The sequence below is a fragment of the Mycobacterium sp. genome, assembly GCF_035570115.1.
GTDB lineage: Bacteria > Actinomycetota > Actinomycetes > Mycobacteriales > Mycobacteriaceae > Mycobacterium.
The window spans coordinates 1-19,216 of the sequence record NZ_DATMLH010000264.1 but is presented as its reverse complement, the minus strand read 5'-3'; the positions used below and the strand labels follow the sequence as shown (position 1 = coordinate 19,216).

The window sequence follows — 19,216 nt, the reverse complement described above, 5'->3', positions numbered from 1 at the left end:
CGACGGTGCCTAGCTGTCAAAAATGACAATAAGCTTGTGGACCGGTTCCCAGGAAGCTTTCAGCTAACTTGTGATCGTTACGTGAGGGTGGCGGTACCGTCCGGGTGGATCGCAACTTTGGCGCCAGCCAGGTCAACCCCGTCGTCACGCACCGTCGCCGCGGCCGCCACGGGATCGGATATCAGGGCCAGGGTGCGGCGGTCGTCGGGGGTGCGAACCGCAAGGAACGCCTTTTCCGGCCGGCCGTCACGGTCAAACGGCGTCGTCCAGGATTCGACGGTACCGACACCTTCCCATTCCACCGCCGCAGTCCGGATGGGCTCGCGGTCGACTTCGGATTGCGTGTCTTCCCAACGGAACTCGGCCAGCGGTGGTTCGGTGCCGTAGACGCCGAAGCTGTGCTTGGTCAGGTAACCGCCATTGGCGGTGATCAAGCCGCGCCGCCCCGGGTTGGCGGTGAGCAGTTCGGCCATCGTCGCGATCGAGTGTGACACGTAGTTGTTCCACGGACCGCCGGCGAATGTCAGCCCTCCGGTCACGGTCAGCGGCCGATCCGGATCGTCAACCGGCAGCCCGAGTTCGGCCGCCGCGACCTGCACAGCGGACGGAAAACAGGAGTAAAGGTCGACGTAGTCCACGTCGTCGATGCCCACACCGGCCAGTGACAGCGCGCGCGCACCGGCGATCCGGATGGCCGGCGACCGGTAGAGTTCGGCGCGCTCACTGATGGCGTAGGTGTCGTGGGCATCGGTGCCCGCATACGGGTAGACCCAGCGTTCGGTTGGGATCCGCAGGCGGGTCGCGGTCTCGACCGATGTCAGGATCAGGGCGGCGGACTGGTCGACCATGTTGTTGGAGTTCATCAACTTGGTATACGGCCAGCTGATCATTCGGTTCGCTGGGTCTTCTTCGCAAATCTCTTTGGCCGCAACTGGTTTACGGATCCAGGCATGCGGATTGTGCACGGCCACCGCATTGAATCGCGCCCATAGCTCGCCGACGCGCTTGCGGTGATCCTCGATCGACTCGCCGGTGCTGATCCGCAGCGCCTGCTCGAACATCGGATAGACGTAGGCCGGGCGGTCCAGCCCAATGCGCTCCTCGGCCGGCCCGGCCATCGGCACGTTCTCGCCACTAACCTCGGCAAGCGGAACCGACTCATCCTGATTGGTCCAGGTCAGGCGTTTGCCTTTGGCGCGCAACTGCATCCTGGTGCGCCACATTTCCGCGCCGGCCACCAACACCACGTCCGCACGCCCCTGTTGGATGTCCAGGCAGGCCTCGTTGACCAGGGACTGCGGCACGTTGCCGCCCACCCCGCTATAGCGGGTGGCCGGACGGTCGGCGCCGATGCGTTGGCCCAGTAATAGCCCGGGGTCGCGGTAGTGCGCCGACAACACGTTGACCACGCGGATGGCGTCCACGGCCTCGAGCAGCGAGGCGTCGGCGGCTCGGCGTGCGGCCGTGACCATCAGATCGACGGGTTCTTCCGCGTTTTGCTCAGTGGCCGCGTCCGCATGGTGATTGAGCTGGCCATAACCGACCAGCACCGGCGTCCGGGGGTTAACGGGCATTGACGAAGACCTTCCGCGATGTGGGCCGAGGGGAATGCTAGGCGGTGTCGGTGGAGGCGAACAGCACGCCGTCGTTGAGCAACCGCTCGGTTTCTTCACTGCCCATCCCGAGGATCTTGTGACAGATCTCGCGGGTGTCCTGGCCGGGCAGCGGCGCCGGTCGTTGTGGGGCCGGCGGAATGTGGCGAAACGGTGCCGGGCCAGTTTCGGCCGGCAGCGGATGATCGAACAGTGGATGCGTCATGTCGGCGAACAGCTTTCGCGCACGCAGCTGTGGGTCTTCGAGGACATCCGGCGGACGGTTCATCTGGCCGGCCGGAACGCCGGCCGATTGCAGAGCCTCGGCGATCTGCAACGGTGGTCGGGTGCGGGTCCACGCCGACACCTGCGCGAGTAACTCGTGCCGGTGAGCAATCCTCGCCTCGCCAGTCGCGAACCGCTCATCACCAGCCAGTTCGGGCAACCCGAAAACCGCTGTCGCCGATCGCCAATCAGCGTCGGTGCGGATCGAGATGACGCACCATTCGTCATCGCCTGCGCATGGGTAGACGTCGTGCAGGCTGGTGTCGTCTCGCAAATCGGCGTGGCCGGCCGCCCGTACGGCCTCGGTGACATACCCGACGTCGAGTTGGTTGACGACGGCCTCGGTTTGGGAGACATGGACCCGGGCGCCCTCGCCGGTCCGCTCGCCGTGGATCAGCGCAGCCAGCGCACCGATCGCGGTGATGCGCCCGACTACATGGTCGGGAAAGATCGTGGTGGCGTCGTAGAACCGGTGCCGGGAGCCGCTGGCGGGCTGGCCCGGCCGATCCGGTTGAGCGTCTTGATCGTCGTGGGATGTCCAGAGCTTGGAAACGCCTGCGGTGGCGCGCACCAGCGGTCCGTAACCCATCCGTTCGCTCCACGGTCCGGTGTCGCCGAAGGCACTGCTTTCCGCGAGCACCACCCGGCGGTTCAGGGCGTGCAGCGTCTCGTACGGAAAGTCGAGGGCAGCAAGGGTTCCCGGCTTGAAGTTGGCGAATACCGCGTCGGCGTCGGCGACCAGACGGCCGAAGATCTGTTTGCCCTGGGCGCTGCGGAGGTCCACGCCGAACGCCAGCTTGTTGCGATGCGTCCAGGCGAACGACTCGCTCATGGCTTCGCCGACCCGTGCCTGTCGCAATCCGTCGGGATAGGCCGCACTCTCGACCTTGATGACCTCGGCGCCCAGATCACCGAAGAAGCGGCTGAGTTCGCCGCCGGCGACGATGACGCCGAGGTCGATGATCCGCAGCCCGTCGAACGGACGGCTGATATTTCGCGGTGAGATGGTGGCCGCCGGGCCGGCGCGCCACCGGGCTTCGTCGCGGCCGGCGGGCGGAGTCGGTCGGCGGAAACCGCTGCGCCGGCCGTCGACGGCGAAATAGCCGACCGGGATGCGTGCATGCACCCCGGGGACCAGTTCGGCGTCGGCGATGGCACCCACTTCCTGAAAATGATCCGACGCCAAGATTTGCGCCGGAGAGAGCACGGCGGCGATCGGCACGCCGTGCGCCTGCCCGGCGGATACCAGCTCTTTCATCGTCTGTCCGGCGAACAATCGCTGGACCAGCCTGCCGATCTGCGGCCAGTCGGCGAAGCGCGCGGCGACCGCGTCGTACTTGGGGTCCTGGAATTCCTCCGGCTCCCCTATCCAGCGGCGCAGCCCGCGCCACTGTCGCGGCGACATCACACAGATTCGCGCGTAGCCGTCCTTGCACGCATAGATCGGGTAGGCGTCCTGGTTTTTCGGGCGTCCACGCCACCGATCTGGTCGGCGGATACCCGCGGCGGACTGCCCGTGCGCCCCGAACGTCGGGTCGAGCGCCATCACAACGGCGTCGAACCGAGCGAAATCGATGTAATCTCCTCTGCCACAACGCAACCGGTTGTAGTACGCGACCAGCGTGGCCCACGCGGCTTGAACGGCGGCGGTGGCCGAGGCGATACCCGCCGGCGGTAAGACCGGTGTTCCCGTGGTGGGACCCGACCGGGACAACGCCCCCGAAAGCGCATAGAGCACCGGATCGGTGGCCCGCCAGGACGACCGCGGTCCGGTTACGCCGAAGTCGGTGACGGACAGGGCTACCAGCTGCGGAAACCGATCGGCCAGGTCGGCGCACGACGTTCCGTAGGCTGCGGCCTGACCGGGATTCCCGCTGTCGACGACGATGTCGGCGCTACCGGCAAGCTCGACCAATCGGGCTCGGTCGTTCGGCTGAGACGGGTCGAGCACCGTGCTGCGCTTGTTGGCGTTGTGCAGCGCGAAGCGCAGACTGGTGCCGCGCAGCGTCGGCGGCCGGGTCCGCGACGGGCTCCCGCCCGGCGGTTCCACCTTCAACACATCGGCGCCCAAGTCGGCGAGCAGGCGGCTGACCGCGTCGCCGTCGTCGCCGGACAGGTCGAGGACTCGCAGTGCTGCCAGTAGGGATCGCGGCGATCGCAAACTCGGCGTCGTCGAGTGCAGCGGGTCGCCGCCATCGGATCCGCTGTCGACCACGTCCACGTCGGCCAGCGTAGTGGGCGGCCTATCCCCATCCGCCTACCTCTGGGTGGTGTGCTGTTCACCGAGTTTGCGGACAATCGGGCGGATGAGCTCAGAAACCGTCGCGCCTACGAAACTTTCCGATGACGAACTCGCCGGGATCCACGCCTACTGGCGCGCGGCCAACTACCTGTCGGTCGGCCAGATCTATCTGCTGGACAATCCACTCCTACGAGAGCCGCTGGCGCCTGAGCACATCAAACCGCGGCTGCTGGGGCACTGGGGCACCACCCCGGGGCTCAATCTGCTGTACGCGCATCTGAACCGGGTTATCCGCAACCGCGATGCCAACGTCGTCTTTGTCACCGGACCCGGTCACGGCGGCCCCGGGTTGGTCGCCAACGCCTACCTGGAGGGCACCTACAGCGAGGTGTATACCGGCATCGAAGAAGACACCGACGGATTACGGAAGCTGTTCCGGCAGTTCTCATTTCCTGGCGGTATCCCCAGCCACGTGGCTGCCCAGACGCCGGGCTCGATCCATGAAGGCGGCGAGCTCGGGTACGCCCTGGTGCACGCCTACGGCGCTGCGTTCGACAATCCCGACCTGGTGGTCGCCTGTGTCGTCGGCGACGGCGAGGCCGAAACCGGGCCGCTGGCCGCCAGCTGGCACTCCAACAAGTTCCTCAACCCGGTCAGCGACGGCGCGGTGCTGCCCGTCCTGCATCTCAACGGTTACAAGATCGCCAACCCGACCGTGCTGGCCCGCATCCCGACCAACGAGCTGGAGTTGCTGCTACGTGGCTACGGCTACCGGCCCATCACCGTCGCCGGAGACGATCCCGCCAACGTGCATCAGCAGCTGGCCGCCGCCCTCGACGAGGCCTTCGATGAAATCGCGGCGATTCAGCGGGATGCCCGCAACGGTGGGAACACCGAGCGGCCGGTGTGGCCGATGATCGTGCTGCGCACCCCCAAGGGTTGGACCGGACCCCGTGAGGTTGACGGCAAACGGGTGGAGGGCACCTGGCGGGCACACCAGGTCCCGCTCGCCGAGACCCGGGATAACCCCACCCACCGCACGCAACTCGAAAAGTGGCTGCGCAGTTACCATCCCGAGGAGTTGTTCGACGACGACGGTCGGCTGCGCGCGGAGCTACGGGCACTGGCGCCCGGCGGCGATCGCCGGATGAGCGCCAACCCGCACGCCAACGGCGGCCTGCTACTGCATGACCTGGACTTGCCGGATTTTCGCGACTACGCCGTCACCGTCTCGCAGCCCGCCGCGACGACCCATGAGGCCACCCGGGTGCTGGGCACGTTCCTGCGGGACGTGATCGCCCGCAACCGCGACCGGTTCCGGCTGATGGGCCCCGACGAGACCGCCTCCAACCGCTTGGACGCGGTCTATGAAGCGACCAACAAGGTGTGGCTGTCGGAAACCATGCCCGATGATGACCACCTCTCCCCGGACGGCCGGGTGATGGAGGTGCTCTCCGAGCACCTTTGCCAAGGCTGGCTGGAGGGCTATCTGCTGACCGGCCGGCATGGGCTGTTCAACTGCTACGAGGCGTTCGTGCACATCGTCGACTCGATGTTCAATCAGCACGCGAAATGGTTGTCCACCAGCCGCGAACTGCCGTGGCGGCAGCCGATCGGGTCGCTGAACTACCTGCTCAGCTCCCATGTGTGGCGCCAAGACCACAACGGCGCATCACATCAGGATCCCGGGTTCATCGACCTGGTCGCGAACAAACGCGCCGAGGTGGTGCGGGTGTACCTGCCGCCGGACGGCAACACGCTGCTCTCAGTGGCCGACCACTGCCTGCGCAGCCGCAACTACGTCAACGTCATCGTCGCCGGTAAACAGCCGGCGCTGGCCTATCTCGACATGGAGTCTGCTATCGACCACTGCACCCGCGGCCTGGGCATCTGGCAGTGGGCGAGCACCGCGGCCGGCGAGCCCGACGTGGTGCTGGCCTGCGCCGGCGACGTTCCGACGCTAGAGACGCTGGCTGCCGCCGATATCTTGCGGCGTGAACTGCCCGACCTGGCCGTGCGGGTGATCAACGTCGTCGACATCATGCGGCTGCAGCCGGCCGCTGAGCATCCGCATGGCTTGCCCGACAACGAATTCGATGCGTTGTTCACCATCGACAAGCCGGTCATCTTCGCCTACCACGGTTATCCGTGGCTGATCCACCGGCTCACCTATAGCCGTGCCAATCACCATCACTTCCATGTACGCGGGTTCAAGGAGCGCGGGACCACCACGACGCCGTTCGACATGGTGATGCTCAACGACCTGGACCGCTTCCACTTGGTGATGGATGTCATCGACCGGGTGGATGGGCTGGCCGGACCAGCCGCGCTGCTGCGTCAGCGGATGGCGGATGCCCGGCTGGCGGCGCGCCGCTACACCCGCGAGCACGGTGAGGACGACCCGAAGATTAGCGGCTGGACATGGGGGCCGAATAAGTAAGCTGGTGCGGGTGGCGACTGTGCTGTCGGTCAACCTGGCTCGTGTCCGAACGAATCCTGATCCACGCGCGCAGTCGAAGCTGACAGGCATCGACAAAGTGCCGGCAACCGAGGCGGTCGTGGTGCGGGCACCAGGACCAATGGATGGTGGTGTCGGCAGCGGGCTGGTCGGCGACACCATCGGTAACCACAAACTGCACGGCGGTGACGACCAAGCCGTGTACGCGTATGCGCGAGAAGACCTTGACGCATGGGAGGTTCAACTCCAGCAGAAACTCGCCAACGGAATATTCGGCGAGAATCTGACCACCTCGGGCATCGATGTCACTGGGGCGCGGATCGGTGAACGCTGGCGCATCGGCACCGACGGCTTGGTGCTGGAAGTCTCCGCGCCCCGAACGCCGTGCCGGACGTTCCAGGCCTTCCTGAATTTGAACCACTGGATCAAAACCTTTGTCCACGCGGGCAAACCCGGTGCCTACTTCCGGGTGATCTCGCCCGGAGCGGTGCGCGCGGGCGACGCGATCGCCATCGATCACCGCCCCGATCACGACGTGACCATCGGGTTGGTCTTTCGCGCCCGAATGTCTGAACCAGAACTGCTTCCCCAGCTTTTGGTGGCAGATGCGCTCCCCGCAGAGCTCAGCGACTATGCGCGTAAGCGGGTCGCCAGCGGTGCGCGGGTAAACTTGCCCAATGCTTGACGCGACCGTTGCCGCGGACACCCATCCGGTGGTGTCGCAGCTTTCGGCGCTGCACCGGTTCCGGATCCAGGTCGACGTCGCCGTCGTCATCGTCGTGCTGGTGCTCACCAACCTCGTCGCGCACTTCACCACGCCGTGGGCGAGTGTTGCGACGGTACCGGCAGCGGCGGTCGGGCTGGTGGCGTTGTTGCGGTTCAACGGTCTGGGCTGGGCCGAGCTCGGGCTGGGACGTGACCATTGGAAGTCCGGTGTTGCCTACGCGCTCGCCGCGATGGCGTTGGTGGTGATGGTGATCGCGGTCGGCGTGGTGTTGCCGCTGACCCGGACGATGTTCATGAACAACCACTACGCGACTATCTCGGGCGCACTGGTTGCCTCGATGATCATCATTCCGTTGCAAACCGTAATCCCGGAGGAGCTGGCGTTTCGCGGTGTGCTGCACGGCGCACTGAACCGGGCGTGGGGGTTCCGCGGTGTCGCGCTGGCGGGTTCGCTGATGTTCGGTCTCTGGCATATCGCGACGTCGTTGGGGCTGACGAGCAGCAACGTCGGCTTCACCCGGCTGTTCGGCGGCGGAGTCCTGGGCATGCTGGCCGGCGTGACGCTGGCGGTGACCGCGACCGCGGTGGCCGGTTTCGTGTTCAGCTGGCTGCGCCGACGCAGCGGTAGCCTGATCGCGCCGATCGCCTTACATTGGTCGCTGAATGGGTTGGGGGCCCTGGCCGCCGCGCTGGTCTGGCATCTGTCCAGCTGAGCGGCCTTCACACCAGCAGAACGGCGGCGCCGGCGATGCGGCCGGCGCTGAGATCGGACAACGCCCGATCAGCTCGACTCAGTGGATATTCCGGCGTGGTCACCTTGATGTGATGCTCGGCTGCGAAGTCAAGGAAGGCCCGCGCGTCGGCGCGGGTGTTCGACGTCACCGAGCGCAGCTGGCGCTCCTGGAAAAGGTGACGCTGGTAGTTGAGCACCGGAATGTCGCTCAGGTGGATCCCGGCGACCGCCAACGTGCCGCCGCGGTCCAGCGCCTCTAACGCGGGCAGCACCAGATCGCCGACCGGGGCGAACAGGATCGCGGCGTCCAGGCGCACCGGTGGCGGGTCCGCGGCGCCTTGGGCCGACGCCGCACCCAGCTCGAGCGCCAGTTCTCGGGCGGCGGCGCCGCGTGTCATCACGTGCACTTCGGCGCCCTGCGCCAGCGCGACCTGTGCGGTGATGTGGGCGCTGCCGCCGAACCCGTACAGGCCCAGCCGGCCGTCGGGCGGTAGTGCGGCGCGCAGCAGCGACCGGTAGCCGATGATGCCGGCGCACAGCAGCGGTGCGAGTTCGCTGTCGCTGTAGCCGTCCGGCAGATGGTGGGCGAAAGCCGCAGGAACGGTGGCGAATTCGGCGTAGCCGCCGTCGGCGTCCCACCCGGTGTAGCGGGATTTCGGGCACAGGTTCTCGTCGCCGCGTCGACAGTACTTGCAGACTCCGCAGGTGTGTCGCAGCCAGGCGATCCCCACCCGGTCACCGACGCTGAACTCGTCGCCGGCTTCGGCGCCGACCTGGACGACTTCCCCGACCACCTCGTGTCCGGGCGTCACATTCTTCCGGTGCACCGGAAGGTCGCCCTCGGTGACGTGCAGGTCAGTGCGGCACACCCCGCATGCCCGAACGGCGACCAGCAACTCCGACGCCCCGGGCCGCGGCACCTGGGTGCTGACCCATTCCAGTGGATCGGTGTCCATCGGGCCGGGCCGACGCACCCGCCACGCGCTCATCGTCGTGGTGGTCGTCGCTGGGGTCATCAATACAGCATGCCGTTAATCGCCACGGCCGCAACAGGTTAGCCCCTTCTCGTGGTACGTGTCCTGACGAGCTGGTAGATCAACAGCAGGATCACCGCGCCGACCAGCGCGCCTAAGAAAGAATGCTTGATCGGAGGGGTAATCGTGAACTGATGCGGTGCGAAGACCACGCTGCCCAGCGTGCCCCCGACATAGGCTCCCACGATGCCCAGCAACGCTGTTGCAATCACGCCCAGCGGCTGCTTACCAGGCACGATAAGTCGCGCGACCAAGCCGACGACGAGACCGAGAACGATCATCCAGATGATGTGCAAGACCACAACCAGCTCCTTCGAATATTGACTGGCGGGCGGGACCGCAGGAGGTTAAGCGTGCTGCAGCCACGGTGTACCGCGTCAGCGTAACGACTTACGGCTTGGCTTGGCCATGATCGGGTTAAAGCAAACCCAATTGTGCGCTAGTAGCGGCGAAGACACCGGCACGCGGTGCGCCTACGGCTGCACGGTCAGGTCGATACCGCGCCCGGAGCCGCCGCCGGGCCGTTATCGCGGGCGGGCTGTCCAGCTGGCGGCGGCGGTGGTGGTGGTGCCGGCGCGTTCGGGGCCGGGCCGGGAGCTGCCGGGGCGGGGGCCGGAGCCGGAGCCGGTGCGTTCGGGGCTGGTGCCGGAGCCGGCGCGTTCGGGGCCGGGCCGGGAGCTGCCGGGGCGGGGGCCGGAGCCGGCGGAGGGGGCGCCTCTGGGCGAACCGACTCGGCCAGAGCCTTCGCCCCGTTAACGTCTACCGGATCGTTCGCAGTCCCCAGCCACACCACGAACCAGCGCTGATTGGCCGACCCCTGCGGTGCGTTCGGCCCGGACGGACCGATCACGCCCGCCCAGATCTGTCCGTTGGGCTTGGTGGCGTCGCTGAATTTGACCTCGTAGTACGACGCACCCCCCGACATGCCGGTGGTGCTCAGCGGCGCGGTCGCTTGGTTGATCCGGGTGCCGGGATACGGCATGAAGAACTCGCCCATGTCGGACGCCAGCCGGGTCGCGGCCTTGGTGTTGTCGGGTTCAGCGCTGGCATACAGCTTCTGGTCCAACTTGCCGAGCACAACGCGGGTGTCGTTGGCGACCGGTGGCGGCTGGCCCCCGGCGGGCGGCCCGGTCTGCTTGCTGAGCAGGGCCGAGCCGTAGTCAAGGTGGGTGGCGTCCGATTCCACCCAGCCGGCCGGAATGACGTAGCTGAATCCGCCGACCGGGTTGTCGATGCGCGCAGGTTGGGGCGCGTTCGGGTCGACTGCCGGCGGCGCGGGTGCGTTGGGACCGGATCCGGGTGGCGCGGCGACCGGATCGGCGGGCGGAGGTGCCGCAGGAGGACCGGCCGGGCCGGGTGCCGCATCTGCTGGGCCGTTGGGCGGTGGCGGCGCCGCGGTGGTGGTTCCCGGCGGCGGCACCGGGTCGGCGCTCGCTGTGGTGGCCGGCAGCGCGAGCGCGATGGCTCCGGCGCCGCTTATCGCGGCGACCGCCAGCGTCGTCCAGCGGCTTTTGGGCCGTGTCGAGTGTGCGTCCACCTCGTCCATGAGCAAAAAATCTACCGTGTTACCCCCGTGGGGCAAGGTCGTTGTGCTGACTCTGTTATTGATTTGTCGCCGATTACGGGGGCGGAACGCGGCGCATCAGCGCAGATCAACGAAGCCGAGTCGGCGAACGGTCCTGGCTGCGGCGACGGAGTGCCATCCCGATCGCCGCCGGGCGCGTCTCGGCGTCAGGGCCCGCCGAAACCGGCCTGGTTGAGCACCTTTTGGCCCGTTGTCCCAGTCACCAGGTCGATGAACTTCTGTGCCAGCGCGGGCTGAGACGCATGTTTGAGGACGGCGATGGGATATACGTCGGCTGCGCCGGCCGACTCGGCGAACTTGACCGTGGTCACTTTGTTGCCGGCATTGCGCGCCTCGGTGGCATAGACCAACCCGGCGTCAGCCTCGCCGTTGGTGACCTTCGTCAGGACATCGGAAACGGCCGGTTCTTCGCTGACCGGATTGAGGTGTACCCCGGTGTTGTTCTCGATGCGCTGGGTCGCCGCCCCGCAGGGCGCGGGCTCTCCGCACACCACTACATGGGGCCCGGGTTTGCCGAGATCGGCGAACGAGTGGATCTGCTTGGGGTTGCCGGGCGGCGTAACGATCACCAATGTGTCGGACGCGAAATTAACCGGATCGGTCTCAGTCAGGCCCGCCTTGGCCACCGTGTCCATTTGGGCGCTGTCGGTCGAGGCGAAAATGTCGGCGGTGGCGCCCGAGGTCAACTGGGTCGCCAGGTCCGAGGAGCCCGCGAAGTCGAGATTCACGCCGGCGCCGGGATTGTCGGCCTGGAACTTTCCGGCGAGCAAGGTGAATGTCGCCTTCAGCGGCGCGGCGGCGAACACCACAAGCGACTGGGCCGACGATTGGCCCGGCGACGACGGGTGCGACGCCGACGGTGTCTTCGGGTCACACGCAGACAGATTTGTCACCAGCACGAGCGACATAACCCCGGAAGTGACCCAGATCCGGGCCCGGTGCTTGAGCAGGCCCGGCCGCCGTGGGAGCACCCGCTCAGTTTCTCAGCCGTAGTGACATGGTGCCAACCGTTGTCCAAACGGTGACCGCGTCGTGCCGGATTCAGAGTTTCATCTTTAGCTACCGTCCAGTAACATGTACCAAGATTGACGCCATACACACCCTGAAATCCCAGGGAACGGTGTTGCGGTATGCCACCATCGAAGCATCGGACGACCGTTGCTCCAGGCGGAAGCCGCGGTTCCTGTAGGTGGTCGTCACCTAGGTTCAGTGTTGAATACGAGGAGGTCATGGCGTGGAGGTGCTGGTCACCGGGGGCGATACCGAACTGGGGCGTGTTGTTGCTGAAGGGTTCCGCGACGCCGGCCACACGATCACCCTGGCCGGGGCACGTCGAGACGATCTCGAAGTGGCCGCCAAGGAGCTCGAGGCGGACGCAATCGTCTGCGACAACACCGACCCCGCCAGCCTCGCGGAGGTTCGCGCGCTGTTCCCGACTCACCTGGACACCATCGTCAACATCCCCGCGCCGCGCTGGAACCCCGGTGACCCACGCGCGTACTCGCTGCCGGATCTGGCCGCCGCGTGGCGCAACTCGCTGGACGCCACCGTGTTATCGGCGGTACTGACCGTCCAGACCGTGGGTGATCACCTGCGCTCTGGTGGTTCAATCATCAGCGTCGTGCCGGAGAACCCGCGCGCAGGTAGCGCCGAGGCCGCGGTCAAAGCCGCGCTGTCGAACTGGGTCGCCGGCCAGGCTGGGGTCTTCGGCACCCGCGGTATCACCGTCAACGCGGTCGCGGTCGGGCGGGGCACGCAGCCTGGTTACGACGGGCTATCCAGCACGCCGCCCGCGGTTGCCGACGAGGTGACGCGGTTGACGCTGTTCCTCACCAGCCCCGCTGCCCGCCATATCACCGGACAGCTATTGCACGTCAGCCATGGTGCGCTGACGCAATTCGCCTAGCCTGGCGGTTCGCCCAGGGCGAACAAATCAGTTGGGGACCTCCACCGCCGGCGGACGGTCATTAGGGTAGATCGAGTGACTATCCGACTTGGCTTGCAAATTCCCAACTTTTCTTACGGCACTGGCGTCGAACAGCTCTTCCCGACCGTCCTCGCGCAAGCGCGCGAAGCCGAATCTGCGGGATTCGACTCGGTTTTCGTGATGGACCACTTCTACCAACTGCCCATGCTGGGCTCTCCCGACCAGCCGATGCTCGAGGCCTACACCGCCCTCGGCGCACTGGCGACCGCCACCGAGAGAGTGCAGCTCGGCACGCTGGTGACCGGCAACAGCTACCGCAATCCAACGTTGCTGGCCAAGATCATCACCACCCTCGACGTGATCAGCGCGGGGCGGGCGATCCTGGGCATCGGCACGGGCTGGTTCGAGCTCGAACACGACGAGCTGGGCTACGAATTCGGCACTTTCACCGATCGGTTCAACCGGCTTGACGAGGCGCTGGAGATCATTCTGCCGATGATCAAAGGTGACCGACCCACCTTCTCCGGCAAGTGGTACCGCGCCGAAAATGCGTTGGCCAACCCGCGCTACCGCGATCACATTCCGCTGATGATCGGCGGCAGCGGCGAAAAGAAGACAATCCCGCTGGCCGCTCGGCACTTCGACCACCTCAACGTGATCGCCGGATTCGACGAACTGCCGGGCAAGGTCAAAGTTGTACGGGAGCGCTGCGAAGAGATCGGCCGCGACCCCGCGACGCTGGAGACCAGCATCCTGCTGACCGTCCTGCTTGACGAAAACGCCAAGCAGGACCAGATCCCGGCGGAGATGAGCCAGCGCATGCTGGCCGGAGGCGCTGAATTGATCGCCGAGCAGGTGCAGGCCAAGGTGCTCGACGCCGGAATCGACGGCGTGATCATCAACATGCCCTTTTACACACCCGGCGCGGTCACCGCGGCCGCTGAGGCGCTGCGCCCGCTGGTCGGTCTCTGACCAGCCCGGCGAGGTGCGTCACGTTCGACCCCGCGGGTGGGGGTGATCACAGGGTTCGAACTCGATAGTGGCAGGTCCGCGTGACTAACGTAGTAGTCAACGCAGTCGCCATCGAGGAGCAACCAAACCATGAGCGCCCAACCCGAAAACACGGTGACCAATCGTCGACACCAGGTCGTGGTTATCGGATCCGGATTCGGCGGGCTGAACGCGGTCAAGAAGCTCAAAAGGGCCGATGTCGACATCAAGTTGATCGCCCGCACCACCCATCACCTCTTTCAGCCGATGCTGTACCAGGTCGCGACCGGCATCGTCGCTGAAGGAGCGATCGCTCCCCCAAGCCGCGTAGTCCTGCGCCACCAACCCAACGTCCAGGTCCTGCTGGGCGACGTCACGCACATCGATCTGGTCGGCAAGTTCATCGTCTCGGAGTTGCTCGGCCACATCTATGAGACCCCCTACGACAGCCTGATCATCGCCGCCGGCGCGGGCCAGTCCTACTTCGGCAACGACCAATTCGCCGAATTCGCGCCCGGCATGAAGTCCATCGACGACGCGCTGGAACTACGTGGACGCATCCTGAGCGCATTCGAAGCGGCCGAACGGTCCAACGACCCGGAGCGGCGGCAGAAGCTGCTCACTTTCACCGTCGTCGGGGCCGGACCCACCGGTGTCGAGATGGCCGGGCAGATCGCCGAACTCGCCGACTTCACGTTGAAAGGTGCGTTCCGACACATCGATTCGACCAAGGCCCGGGTGATCTTGCTGGACGCGGCCCCCGCGGTGCTGCCGTCGATGGGTGAGAACCTCGGCAAGAAGGCGGCCGCGCGGCTGGAGAAGATGGGCGTCGAGATCCAGCTCGGAGCGATGGTGACCGACGTCGACCGGGACGGCATCACGGTCAAGGACTCCGACGGCACCGAACGGCGCATCGAGTCCGCCTGCAAGGTGTGGTCGGCCGGGGTGTCGGCCAGCCCGTTGGGCCGGGATCTGGCCCGTCAATCAGGGGTAGAACTCGACCGCTCGGGCCGAGTCAAGGTGTTGCCCGACCTGTCGGTCCCCGGCTATCCGAACGTCTTCGCCATCGGTGACATGGCCGCCGTCGAGGGCGTGCCCGGGGTCGCTCAGGGCGCGATCCAGGGAGGCAAGTATGCGGCGACCACGATCAAAGCCGAACTCGCCGGCGCCAACCCGGCCGAGCGGGAGCCCTTCCAGTACTTCGACAAAGGCTCGATGGCGGCGGTATCGCGGTTTTACGCGGTCGTCAAGATCGGCCCGCTCGAATTCGGCGGCCTAATCGGCTGGTTCGCGTGGCTGTTGCTGCACCTGGTGTACCTGATCGGATTCAAGAACAAGATCACCACCGTGCTGTCATGGACGGTGACGTTCTTGAGTGGTCGGCGCGGCCAGCTGACCATCACCGAGCAGCAAGCGTTTGCCCGCACCCGTCTCGAGCAGCTGGCGGTATTGGCCGCCGAGGCGCACGAGGGCGAGGCGGCGAAAGCTAGCTAGGCCCTGCCGGGGCGTCTTCCAGGTTCTGCAGCCGCACCTGACCGCGGGCCACGACTCGGTCGTCGGAGTCGGTGATAGTGACGAGCCACAGTTGTTGGCGGCGGCCGCGATGCACCGGCGTCGCGGTGCCGTACACCGCGCCGCTCCCGATCGCACGCAGAAAGTCGGTGTTGTTGTTGACGCCGACGACGGCGCCGCTGCCGTTCGCGTTCAGCCAGGTGTAGGCGGCCACGCTGGCCATGCTCTCGATCATCGAGCAGTAGACACCGCCGTGCACGATGCCCATCGGCTGCAGCAACTTGGGCTGGACCTCGAGATGTGCCCGCGCGCCGTCCGGGGTGAGTTCGGTGAATACCAACCCGATCTCGTTGTCGAACGGCGCCTCGAAACCCGGCGGGACGGCTGAGTTTGGCGATGGCTGCATAGTCTTTGTGTCTACACGGCCGGGGTAGACGTGGGTTTTGTCGGGTATACCAATGCACTGCGAGACCATTCGCCTCTGCGCCAGGCACGCTGATGTACCGCGAACTGCAGCGCGGGAGGCTCTCGTACCGGATGTACCGCTTCACCAAGGACTGAGGCAGACCCAACGATCCCGAATACAGGCGAGCCCCGTGCACCAGGCACGGGGCTCGCCGATCGAGTAGACCAGGGGTCACTGCAGCCCTCAGGACGCCGTCACGGTCATCTATCGCTCGATGCAAGCAGCATAGGCAAGGCTGTCCTAATTTCGCAAGGGGTTCGTGTTCGCGGACGGGGCGCTGACGGGCCGCGTACCGGCAGGCCGAAGCCCACCAGCGTGTCGAGCACCGCCTGACCACGACGCATCGCGGTCAGCTCGTCGGTGCCGGCCAGCTGCGGCACCTGGGTCGCGCCCGCCACCACCATCGAGCCGACGACGTGCCACATCGCCGCGACCGACATCGCGCCGCCGCTAACCGCGTGAAGTTTGGCGAACAACGGTTCCAGGGTGCGGTGACAGCGGTGTGCGACCCAGGTGGTCAACGCCGCCTCGCTCGGCAGCCGGACCAACCCGTCGCGGAGGCAATCGCCGTCGTCCGCGAAGTAGGGGTCGGTGGGCAGCACACGCACCGTCGGGTCAACCACTCCGGCCCAGTCGATGACGCCATCGGAGTCGACATGCACCCACAGGTTCTCCAGGCCGGTGTCCCATGCCCGTGCCTCCAGCACCACCAGCGCGACGACCCGCCCGATCACGGTGTGGACCAATGTCGCCGCTAACTGCCGCGCGGCGCTTCGACAGTCCATGTCCCCAGCGGCGGCGTCGAACATCGCCCGCAGACGATCGGTGCGCAGCGCCGACTCCAGCGGCCACCACCGCCGTACGGACACATCGGCCAGCACCGCGACACCGTAGACCCGTGGGCATTGCGGATACAGCTCGCGAAGCCGGCGGCTGGACTCGTGGAGCGGCAGCATGCGGTCAATCGCCATGGCCGCGATGAGCGGGTCGTCGATCAGAATCGTCACTGGTACCTCCCTTTGTGAGGTAAGCCTAACCATAGAATAGAGGGGAACACTGTGATGACCCTCACACCGGCGGGACCGGCGCCGCGGGACTTACCACCGCATCAGACCGTTACTAGACATAAGGCGTTACGACCGTCGGTAGTAAGCCGGAGTAAGCTGGTCTGATTGCGCAGGAGATGGAACGAATATGCCTAAGCTGACGCGTCTGGGGGATCTCGAACGTGCAGTAATGGACCATTTGTGGTCCGCTCCCCAACCTCAGACCGTTCGTCAGGTGCACGAAGCACTGTCCAAGCGACGCGATTTGGCATATACGACGGTGATGACCGTGCTGCAACGGCTGGCCAAAAAGAACTTGGTCTCGCAAATCCGCGACGACCGCGCGCATCGGTACGTACCTGTGCACGGCCGCGACGAGCTGGTCGCCGGCCTGATGGTCGATGCGCTGGATCAGGCCGCAGACTCCGGAGGCCGGCAGGCGGCCCTGGTGCATTTTGTCGAACGGGTTGGCGCTGACGAGGCCGAGGCGCTTCGGCGGGCACTCGATGAACTCGAGTCCGGTCATCGCGACGCGTTGCCTGGTAGCGCTCTGCCCGGGGGCTGAGGGAGACTTGCACTGTGTCCGGGCTGGCCTTCACCGTTCTCGCGGTGATGCTGGTCGGCCCGGTACCCGGCGTGCTGTCGCGGGCAAAGTGGCCATTGCGTGCCCCGCGCGCAGCAATGGTGCTCTGGCAGGCCATCGCGATGGCCGCGGTGCTCTCGGCGTTCAGCGCCGGGATCGCGATCGCCAGCCGGCTATTTCTCCCTGGCCCGGACGGGCGGCCAACGGCCACCCCGGTCGCTGACATCGGCCGACTCGGCTGGCCCCTGTGGACCCTCGATGTCGCGGTTTTAGCGCTCACGCTGTTGGTGGGTGCTCGGCTGGCGATGGCGGTGGTCCGGGTGGCCGTCACCACCCGCCGGCGTCGCGCCCATCACCGCATGCTGGTCGACCTGCTCGGTGTGGCACCGGACGCGGTTTCTGCGCGGACCTGCGTCCGGGAGCGTGACCTGCGTGTCCTCGAGGTGGCGCAGCCACTGGCCTATTGTCTGCCCGGTGTCCGCAGCCGGGTGGTGGTCAGCGAAGGCACGCTCGACTCTCTGACCGAGACCGAGGTTGCCGCGATCATGGGCCACGAGCGTGCCCATCTGCGCGCCCGCCACGACCTTGTTCTCGAGGCGTTCACCGCTGCGCACGCGGCGTTTCCCCGGTTTGTCCGCAGCGCAAGCGCTTTGGACGCGGTGCAGTTGCTGGCCGAACTGCTGGCTGACGACGCCGCGGTCCGGGTGGCCGGCCGCGCTCCCCTGGCCCGCGCCCTGGTGACCTGTGCGTCGGGCCGGACGCCGGTGGGCGCGCTGGCGGCCGGCGGTGCCCACACGCTGCTGCGGGTGCGCCGGCTTTCCGGGCGCGGCAACAGCCTGATGTTGTCGACGGCCGCCTACCTTGCCGCGGCGGCGATACTCGTAGTGCCGACCGTCGCGCTGGCCATCCCGTGGCTTACTGAACTGCAACGGTTGTTCACCGCCAGCTAACCTGGGGCTGCGGCAACCCCGGTGCATTGGCGATACTTTGAATGCCCGAAAGTCACGACCCTGAGAGGCGAATACATGAGCTCGTCGGAATCGAACGGCACTGCCGGCACTGCGCAAATTGGCGTCACCGGCTTGGCAGTGATGGGCTCGAACCTCGCCCGCAATTTCGCCCACCACGGCTACACCGTGGCGTTGCACAACCGGTCCGTCGCCAAGACCGATGCCCTACTCAAAGAGCACGGTGACGAGGGCAAGTTCGTCCGGTCGGAGACCATCGAGGAATTCCTGCACGCGCTGGAAAAGCCGCGCCGGGTGCTCATCATGGTCAAGGCCGGTGACCCTACCGACGCGGTCATCGAGCAACTCGCCGACGCCATGGAAAAAGGCGACATCATCATCGACGGCGGCAATGCGCTTTACACCGACACCATTCGTCGCGAGAAGGCGATGCGCGAGCGGGGTCTGCACTTCGTCGGCGCCGGGATCTCCGGCGGCGAGGAAGGTGCGCTGAAAGGGCCGTCGATCATGCCGGGCGGCCCGGCCGAGTCCTATAAGTCGCTGGGTCCGCTGCTGGAGGAGATCTCCGCGCACGTCGATGGTGTCCCGTGCTGCACCCACATCGGCCCCGACGGCGCCGGCCACTTCGTCAAGATGGTGCACAACGGGATCGAGTACTCGGACATGCAGCTGATCGGCGAGGCCTACCAGCTGCTGCGCGACGGACTGGGCAAGACCGCACCCGAGATCGCCGACGTCTTCGCCGAGTGGAACAAGGGCGACCTGGACAGCTACCTGATCGAGATCACCGCCGAGGTGTTGCGCCAAACCGACGCCAAGACCGGCAAGTCGCTCGTCGACGTCATCCTCGACGAGGCCGAGCAGAAGGGCACCGGCCGCTGGACGGTGAAGTCGGCCCTGGACCTCGGTGTGCCGGTCACCGGTATCGCCGAGGCGGTGTTCGCCCGCGCGCTGTCGGGTTCGGTGACCCAGCGCAAGGCCACCACCGGGCTGGCCTCGGGTGACCTGGGCGACAAGCCCACGGACGCAAAGCAATTCACCGAGGACGTCCGGCAGGCCCTCTACGCGT

The 19,216-nt window shown here is 66.4% G+C and carries 17 protein-coding genes; 9 read left to right on the top strand and 8 right to left on the bottom strand.

Annotation, left to right across the window (positions count from 1 at the left end):
• Nucleotides 1-77: 77 nt before the first annotated feature.
• Together VNW74_RS24995 and VNW74_RS24990 are read right to left on the bottom strand one after the other, a co-directional pair.
• Nucleotides 78-1,574, bottom strand: a complete 1,497-nt coding sequence (locus VNW74_RS24995) for an acetyl-CoA acetyltransferase (RefSeq protein WP_325681831.1) — start codon at nucleotides 1,572-1,574, stop codon at nucleotides 78-80.
• Nucleotides 1,575-1,611: 37 nt separating this feature from the next.
• Nucleotides 1,612-4,038, bottom strand: coding sequence for a CoA transferase (locus tag VNW74_RS24990; protein ID WP_325681851.1), 2,427 nt, complete (start codon nucleotides 4,036-4,038; stop codon nucleotides 1,612-1,614).
• A 145-nt stretch (nucleotides 4,039-4,183) separates the two neighbouring features.
• Here VNW74_RS24990 and VNW74_RS24985 point away from each other — a divergent pair, with 145 nt between their 5' ends.
• The 3 genes from VNW74_RS24985 to VNW74_RS24975 are packed head-to-tail and all read left to right on the top strand — an operon-like array spanning nucleotide 4,184 to nucleotide 8,016.
• Entirely contained in the window at nucleotides 4,184-6,559 is a 2,376-nt protein-coding gene (locus tag VNW74_RS24985; RefSeq protein WP_325681829.1) for a phosphoketolase family protein, read from the top strand.
• A 19-nt stretch (nucleotides 6,560-6,578) separates the two neighbouring features.
• Complete coding sequence (locus VNW74_RS24980; protein ID WP_325681849.1) at nucleotides 6,579-7,262, top strand: MOSC domain-containing protein; 684 nt, start codon at nucleotides 6,579-6,581, stop codon at nucleotides 7,260-7,262.
• A complete protein-coding gene (locus VNW74_RS24975) occupies nucleotides 7,255-8,016 on the top strand; it encodes a CPBP family intramembrane glutamic endopeptidase (RefSeq protein ID WP_325681827.1) in 762 nt (253 codons plus the stop codon). Before VNW74_RS24980 ends, VNW74_RS24975 begins: the two co-directional genes overlap by 8 nt.
• 7 nt (nucleotides 8,017-8,023) lie before the next feature.
• Here the strand turns inward: VNW74_RS24975 and VNW74_RS24970 are convergent, their stop codons facing one another.
• The 4 genes from VNW74_RS24970 to modA form a co-directional block, all read right to left on the bottom strand.
• Nucleotides 8,024-9,055, bottom strand: a complete 1,032-nt coding sequence (locus VNW74_RS24970; protein WP_325681825.1) for a zinc-binding alcohol dehydrogenase family protein — start codon at nucleotides 9,053-9,055, stop codon at nucleotides 8,024-8,026.
• A 35-nt stretch (nucleotides 9,056-9,090) separates the two neighbouring features.
• A complete protein-coding gene (locus tag VNW74_RS24965) occupies nucleotides 9,091-9,372 on the bottom strand; it encodes a GlsB/YeaQ/YmgE family stress response membrane protein (RefSeq protein WP_325681823.1) in 282 nt (93 codons plus the stop codon).
• A 185-nt stretch (nucleotides 9,373-9,557) separates the two neighbouring features.
• Nucleotides 9,558-10,616, bottom strand: a complete 1,059-nt coding sequence (locus tag VNW74_RS24960) for an alanine and proline-rich secreted protein Apa (protein ID WP_325681821.1) — start codon at nucleotides 10,614-10,616, stop codon at nucleotides 9,558-9,560.
• Nucleotides 10,617-10,801: 185 nt separating this feature from the next.
• A complete protein-coding gene (modA, locus tag VNW74_RS24955; protein WP_325681847.1) occupies nucleotides 10,802-11,563 on the bottom strand; it encodes a molybdate ABC transporter substrate-binding protein in 762 nt (253 codons plus the stop codon).
• Between the two features lie 326 nt (nucleotides 11,564-11,889).
• On the opposite strand from modA, the gene VNW74_RS24950 reads away from it, so the two are divergent.
• The 3 genes from VNW74_RS24950 to VNW74_RS24940 all read left to right on the top strand — a co-directional run bounded on the left by VNW74_RS24950 (nucleotide 11,890) and on the right by VNW74_RS24940 (nucleotide 15,066).
• Entirely contained in the window at nucleotides 11,890-12,561 is a 672-nt protein-coding gene (locus VNW74_RS24950; protein WP_325681819.1) for an SDR family oxidoreductase, read from the top strand.
• 75 nt (nucleotides 12,562-12,636) lie between these two features.
• On the top strand, nucleotides 12,637-13,554 hold the full coding sequence (locus VNW74_RS24945) for an LLM class F420-dependent oxidoreductase (RefSeq protein ID WP_325681817.1): 918 nt from the start codon (nucleotides 12,637-12,639) through the stop codon (nucleotides 13,552-13,554).
• A 129-nt stretch (nucleotides 13,555-13,683) separates the two neighbouring features.
• Nucleotides 13,684-15,066, top strand: coding sequence for an NAD(P)/FAD-dependent oxidoreductase (locus VNW74_RS24940; RefSeq protein ID WP_325681815.1), 1,383 nt, complete (start codon nucleotides 13,684-13,686; stop codon nucleotides 15,064-15,066).
• Here the strand turns inward: VNW74_RS24940 and VNW74_RS24935 are convergent.
• Together VNW74_RS24935 and VNW74_RS24930 are read right to left on the bottom strand one after the other, a co-directional pair.
• Nucleotides 15,059-15,490, bottom strand: a complete 432-nt coding sequence (locus VNW74_RS24935) for a PaaI family thioesterase (protein WP_325681813.1) — start codon at nucleotides 15,488-15,490, stop codon at nucleotides 15,059-15,061. The two genes, VNW74_RS24940 and VNW74_RS24935, sit on opposite strands and share 8 nt — an antisense overlap.
• 260 nt (nucleotides 15,491-15,750) lie before the next feature.
• Entirely contained in the window at nucleotides 15,751-16,557 is an 807-nt protein-coding gene (locus VNW74_RS24930) for an iron reductase (RefSeq protein ID WP_325681811.1), read from the bottom strand.
• A 187-nt stretch (nucleotides 16,558-16,744) separates the two neighbouring features.
• Between VNW74_RS24930 and VNW74_RS24925 the strand changes: the two genes are divergently transcribed.
• The 3 genes from VNW74_RS24925 to gndA form a co-directional block, all read left to right on the top strand.
• The gene (locus VNW74_RS24925) at nucleotides 16,745-17,161 is read left to right on the top strand and encodes a BlaI/MecI/CopY family transcriptional regulator (protein ID WP_325681809.1); all 417 of its coding nucleotides are present in this window, start codon (nucleotides 16,745-16,747) and stop codon (nucleotides 17,159-17,161) included.
• A 14-nt stretch (nucleotides 17,162-17,175) separates the two neighbouring features.
• Nucleotides 17,176-18,129: a M56 family metallopeptidase gene (locus VNW74_RS24920; protein ID WP_325681807.1), complete on the top strand. Its 954-nt coding sequence runs from the start codon at nucleotides 17,176-17,178 to the stop codon at nucleotides 18,127-18,129.
• A 75-nt stretch (nucleotides 18,130-18,204) separates the two neighbouring features.
• Nucleotides 18,205-19,216: NADP-dependent phosphogluconate dehydrogenase (gndA, locus tag VNW74_RS24915; protein WP_325681805.1), on the top strand; the 1,012-nt coding region annotated here is incomplete at its 3' end.

Excerpts from the sequence above, each read along its gene's own strand:
- VNW74_RS24940 (WP_325681815.1), top strand. The coding sequence starts at position 13,684 with ATGAGCGCCCAACCCGAAAACACGGTGACCAATCGTCGACACCAGGTC.
- VNW74_RS24960 (WP_325681821.1), bottom strand. The coding sequence starts at position 10,616 with ATGGACGAGGTGGACGCACACTCGACACGGCCCAAAAGCCGCTGGACG.
- VNW74_RS24975 (WP_325681827.1), top strand. The coding sequence starts at position 7,255 with ATGCTTGACGCGACCGTTGCCGCGGACACCCATCCGGTGGTGTCGCAG.
- VNW74_RS24925 (WP_325681809.1), top strand. The coding sequence starts at position 16,745 with ATGCCTAAGCTGACGCGTCTGGGGGATCTCGAACGTGCAGTAATGGAC.
- modA (WP_325681847.1), bottom strand. The coding sequence starts at position 11,563 with ATGTCGCTCGTGCTGGTGACAAATCTGTCTGCGTGTGACCCGAAGACA.
- VNW74_RS24935 (WP_325681813.1), bottom strand. The coding sequence starts at position 15,490 with ATGCAGCCATCGCCAAACTCAGCCGTCCCGCCGGGTTTCGAGGCGCCG.
- VNW74_RS24985 (WP_325681829.1), top strand. The coding sequence starts at position 4,184 with ATGAGCTCAGAAACCGTCGCGCCTACGAAACTTTCCGATGACGAACTC.
- VNW74_RS24995 (WP_325681831.1), bottom strand. The coding sequence starts at position 1,574 with ATGCCCGTTAACCCCCGGACGCCGGTGCTGGTCGGTTATGGCCAGCTC.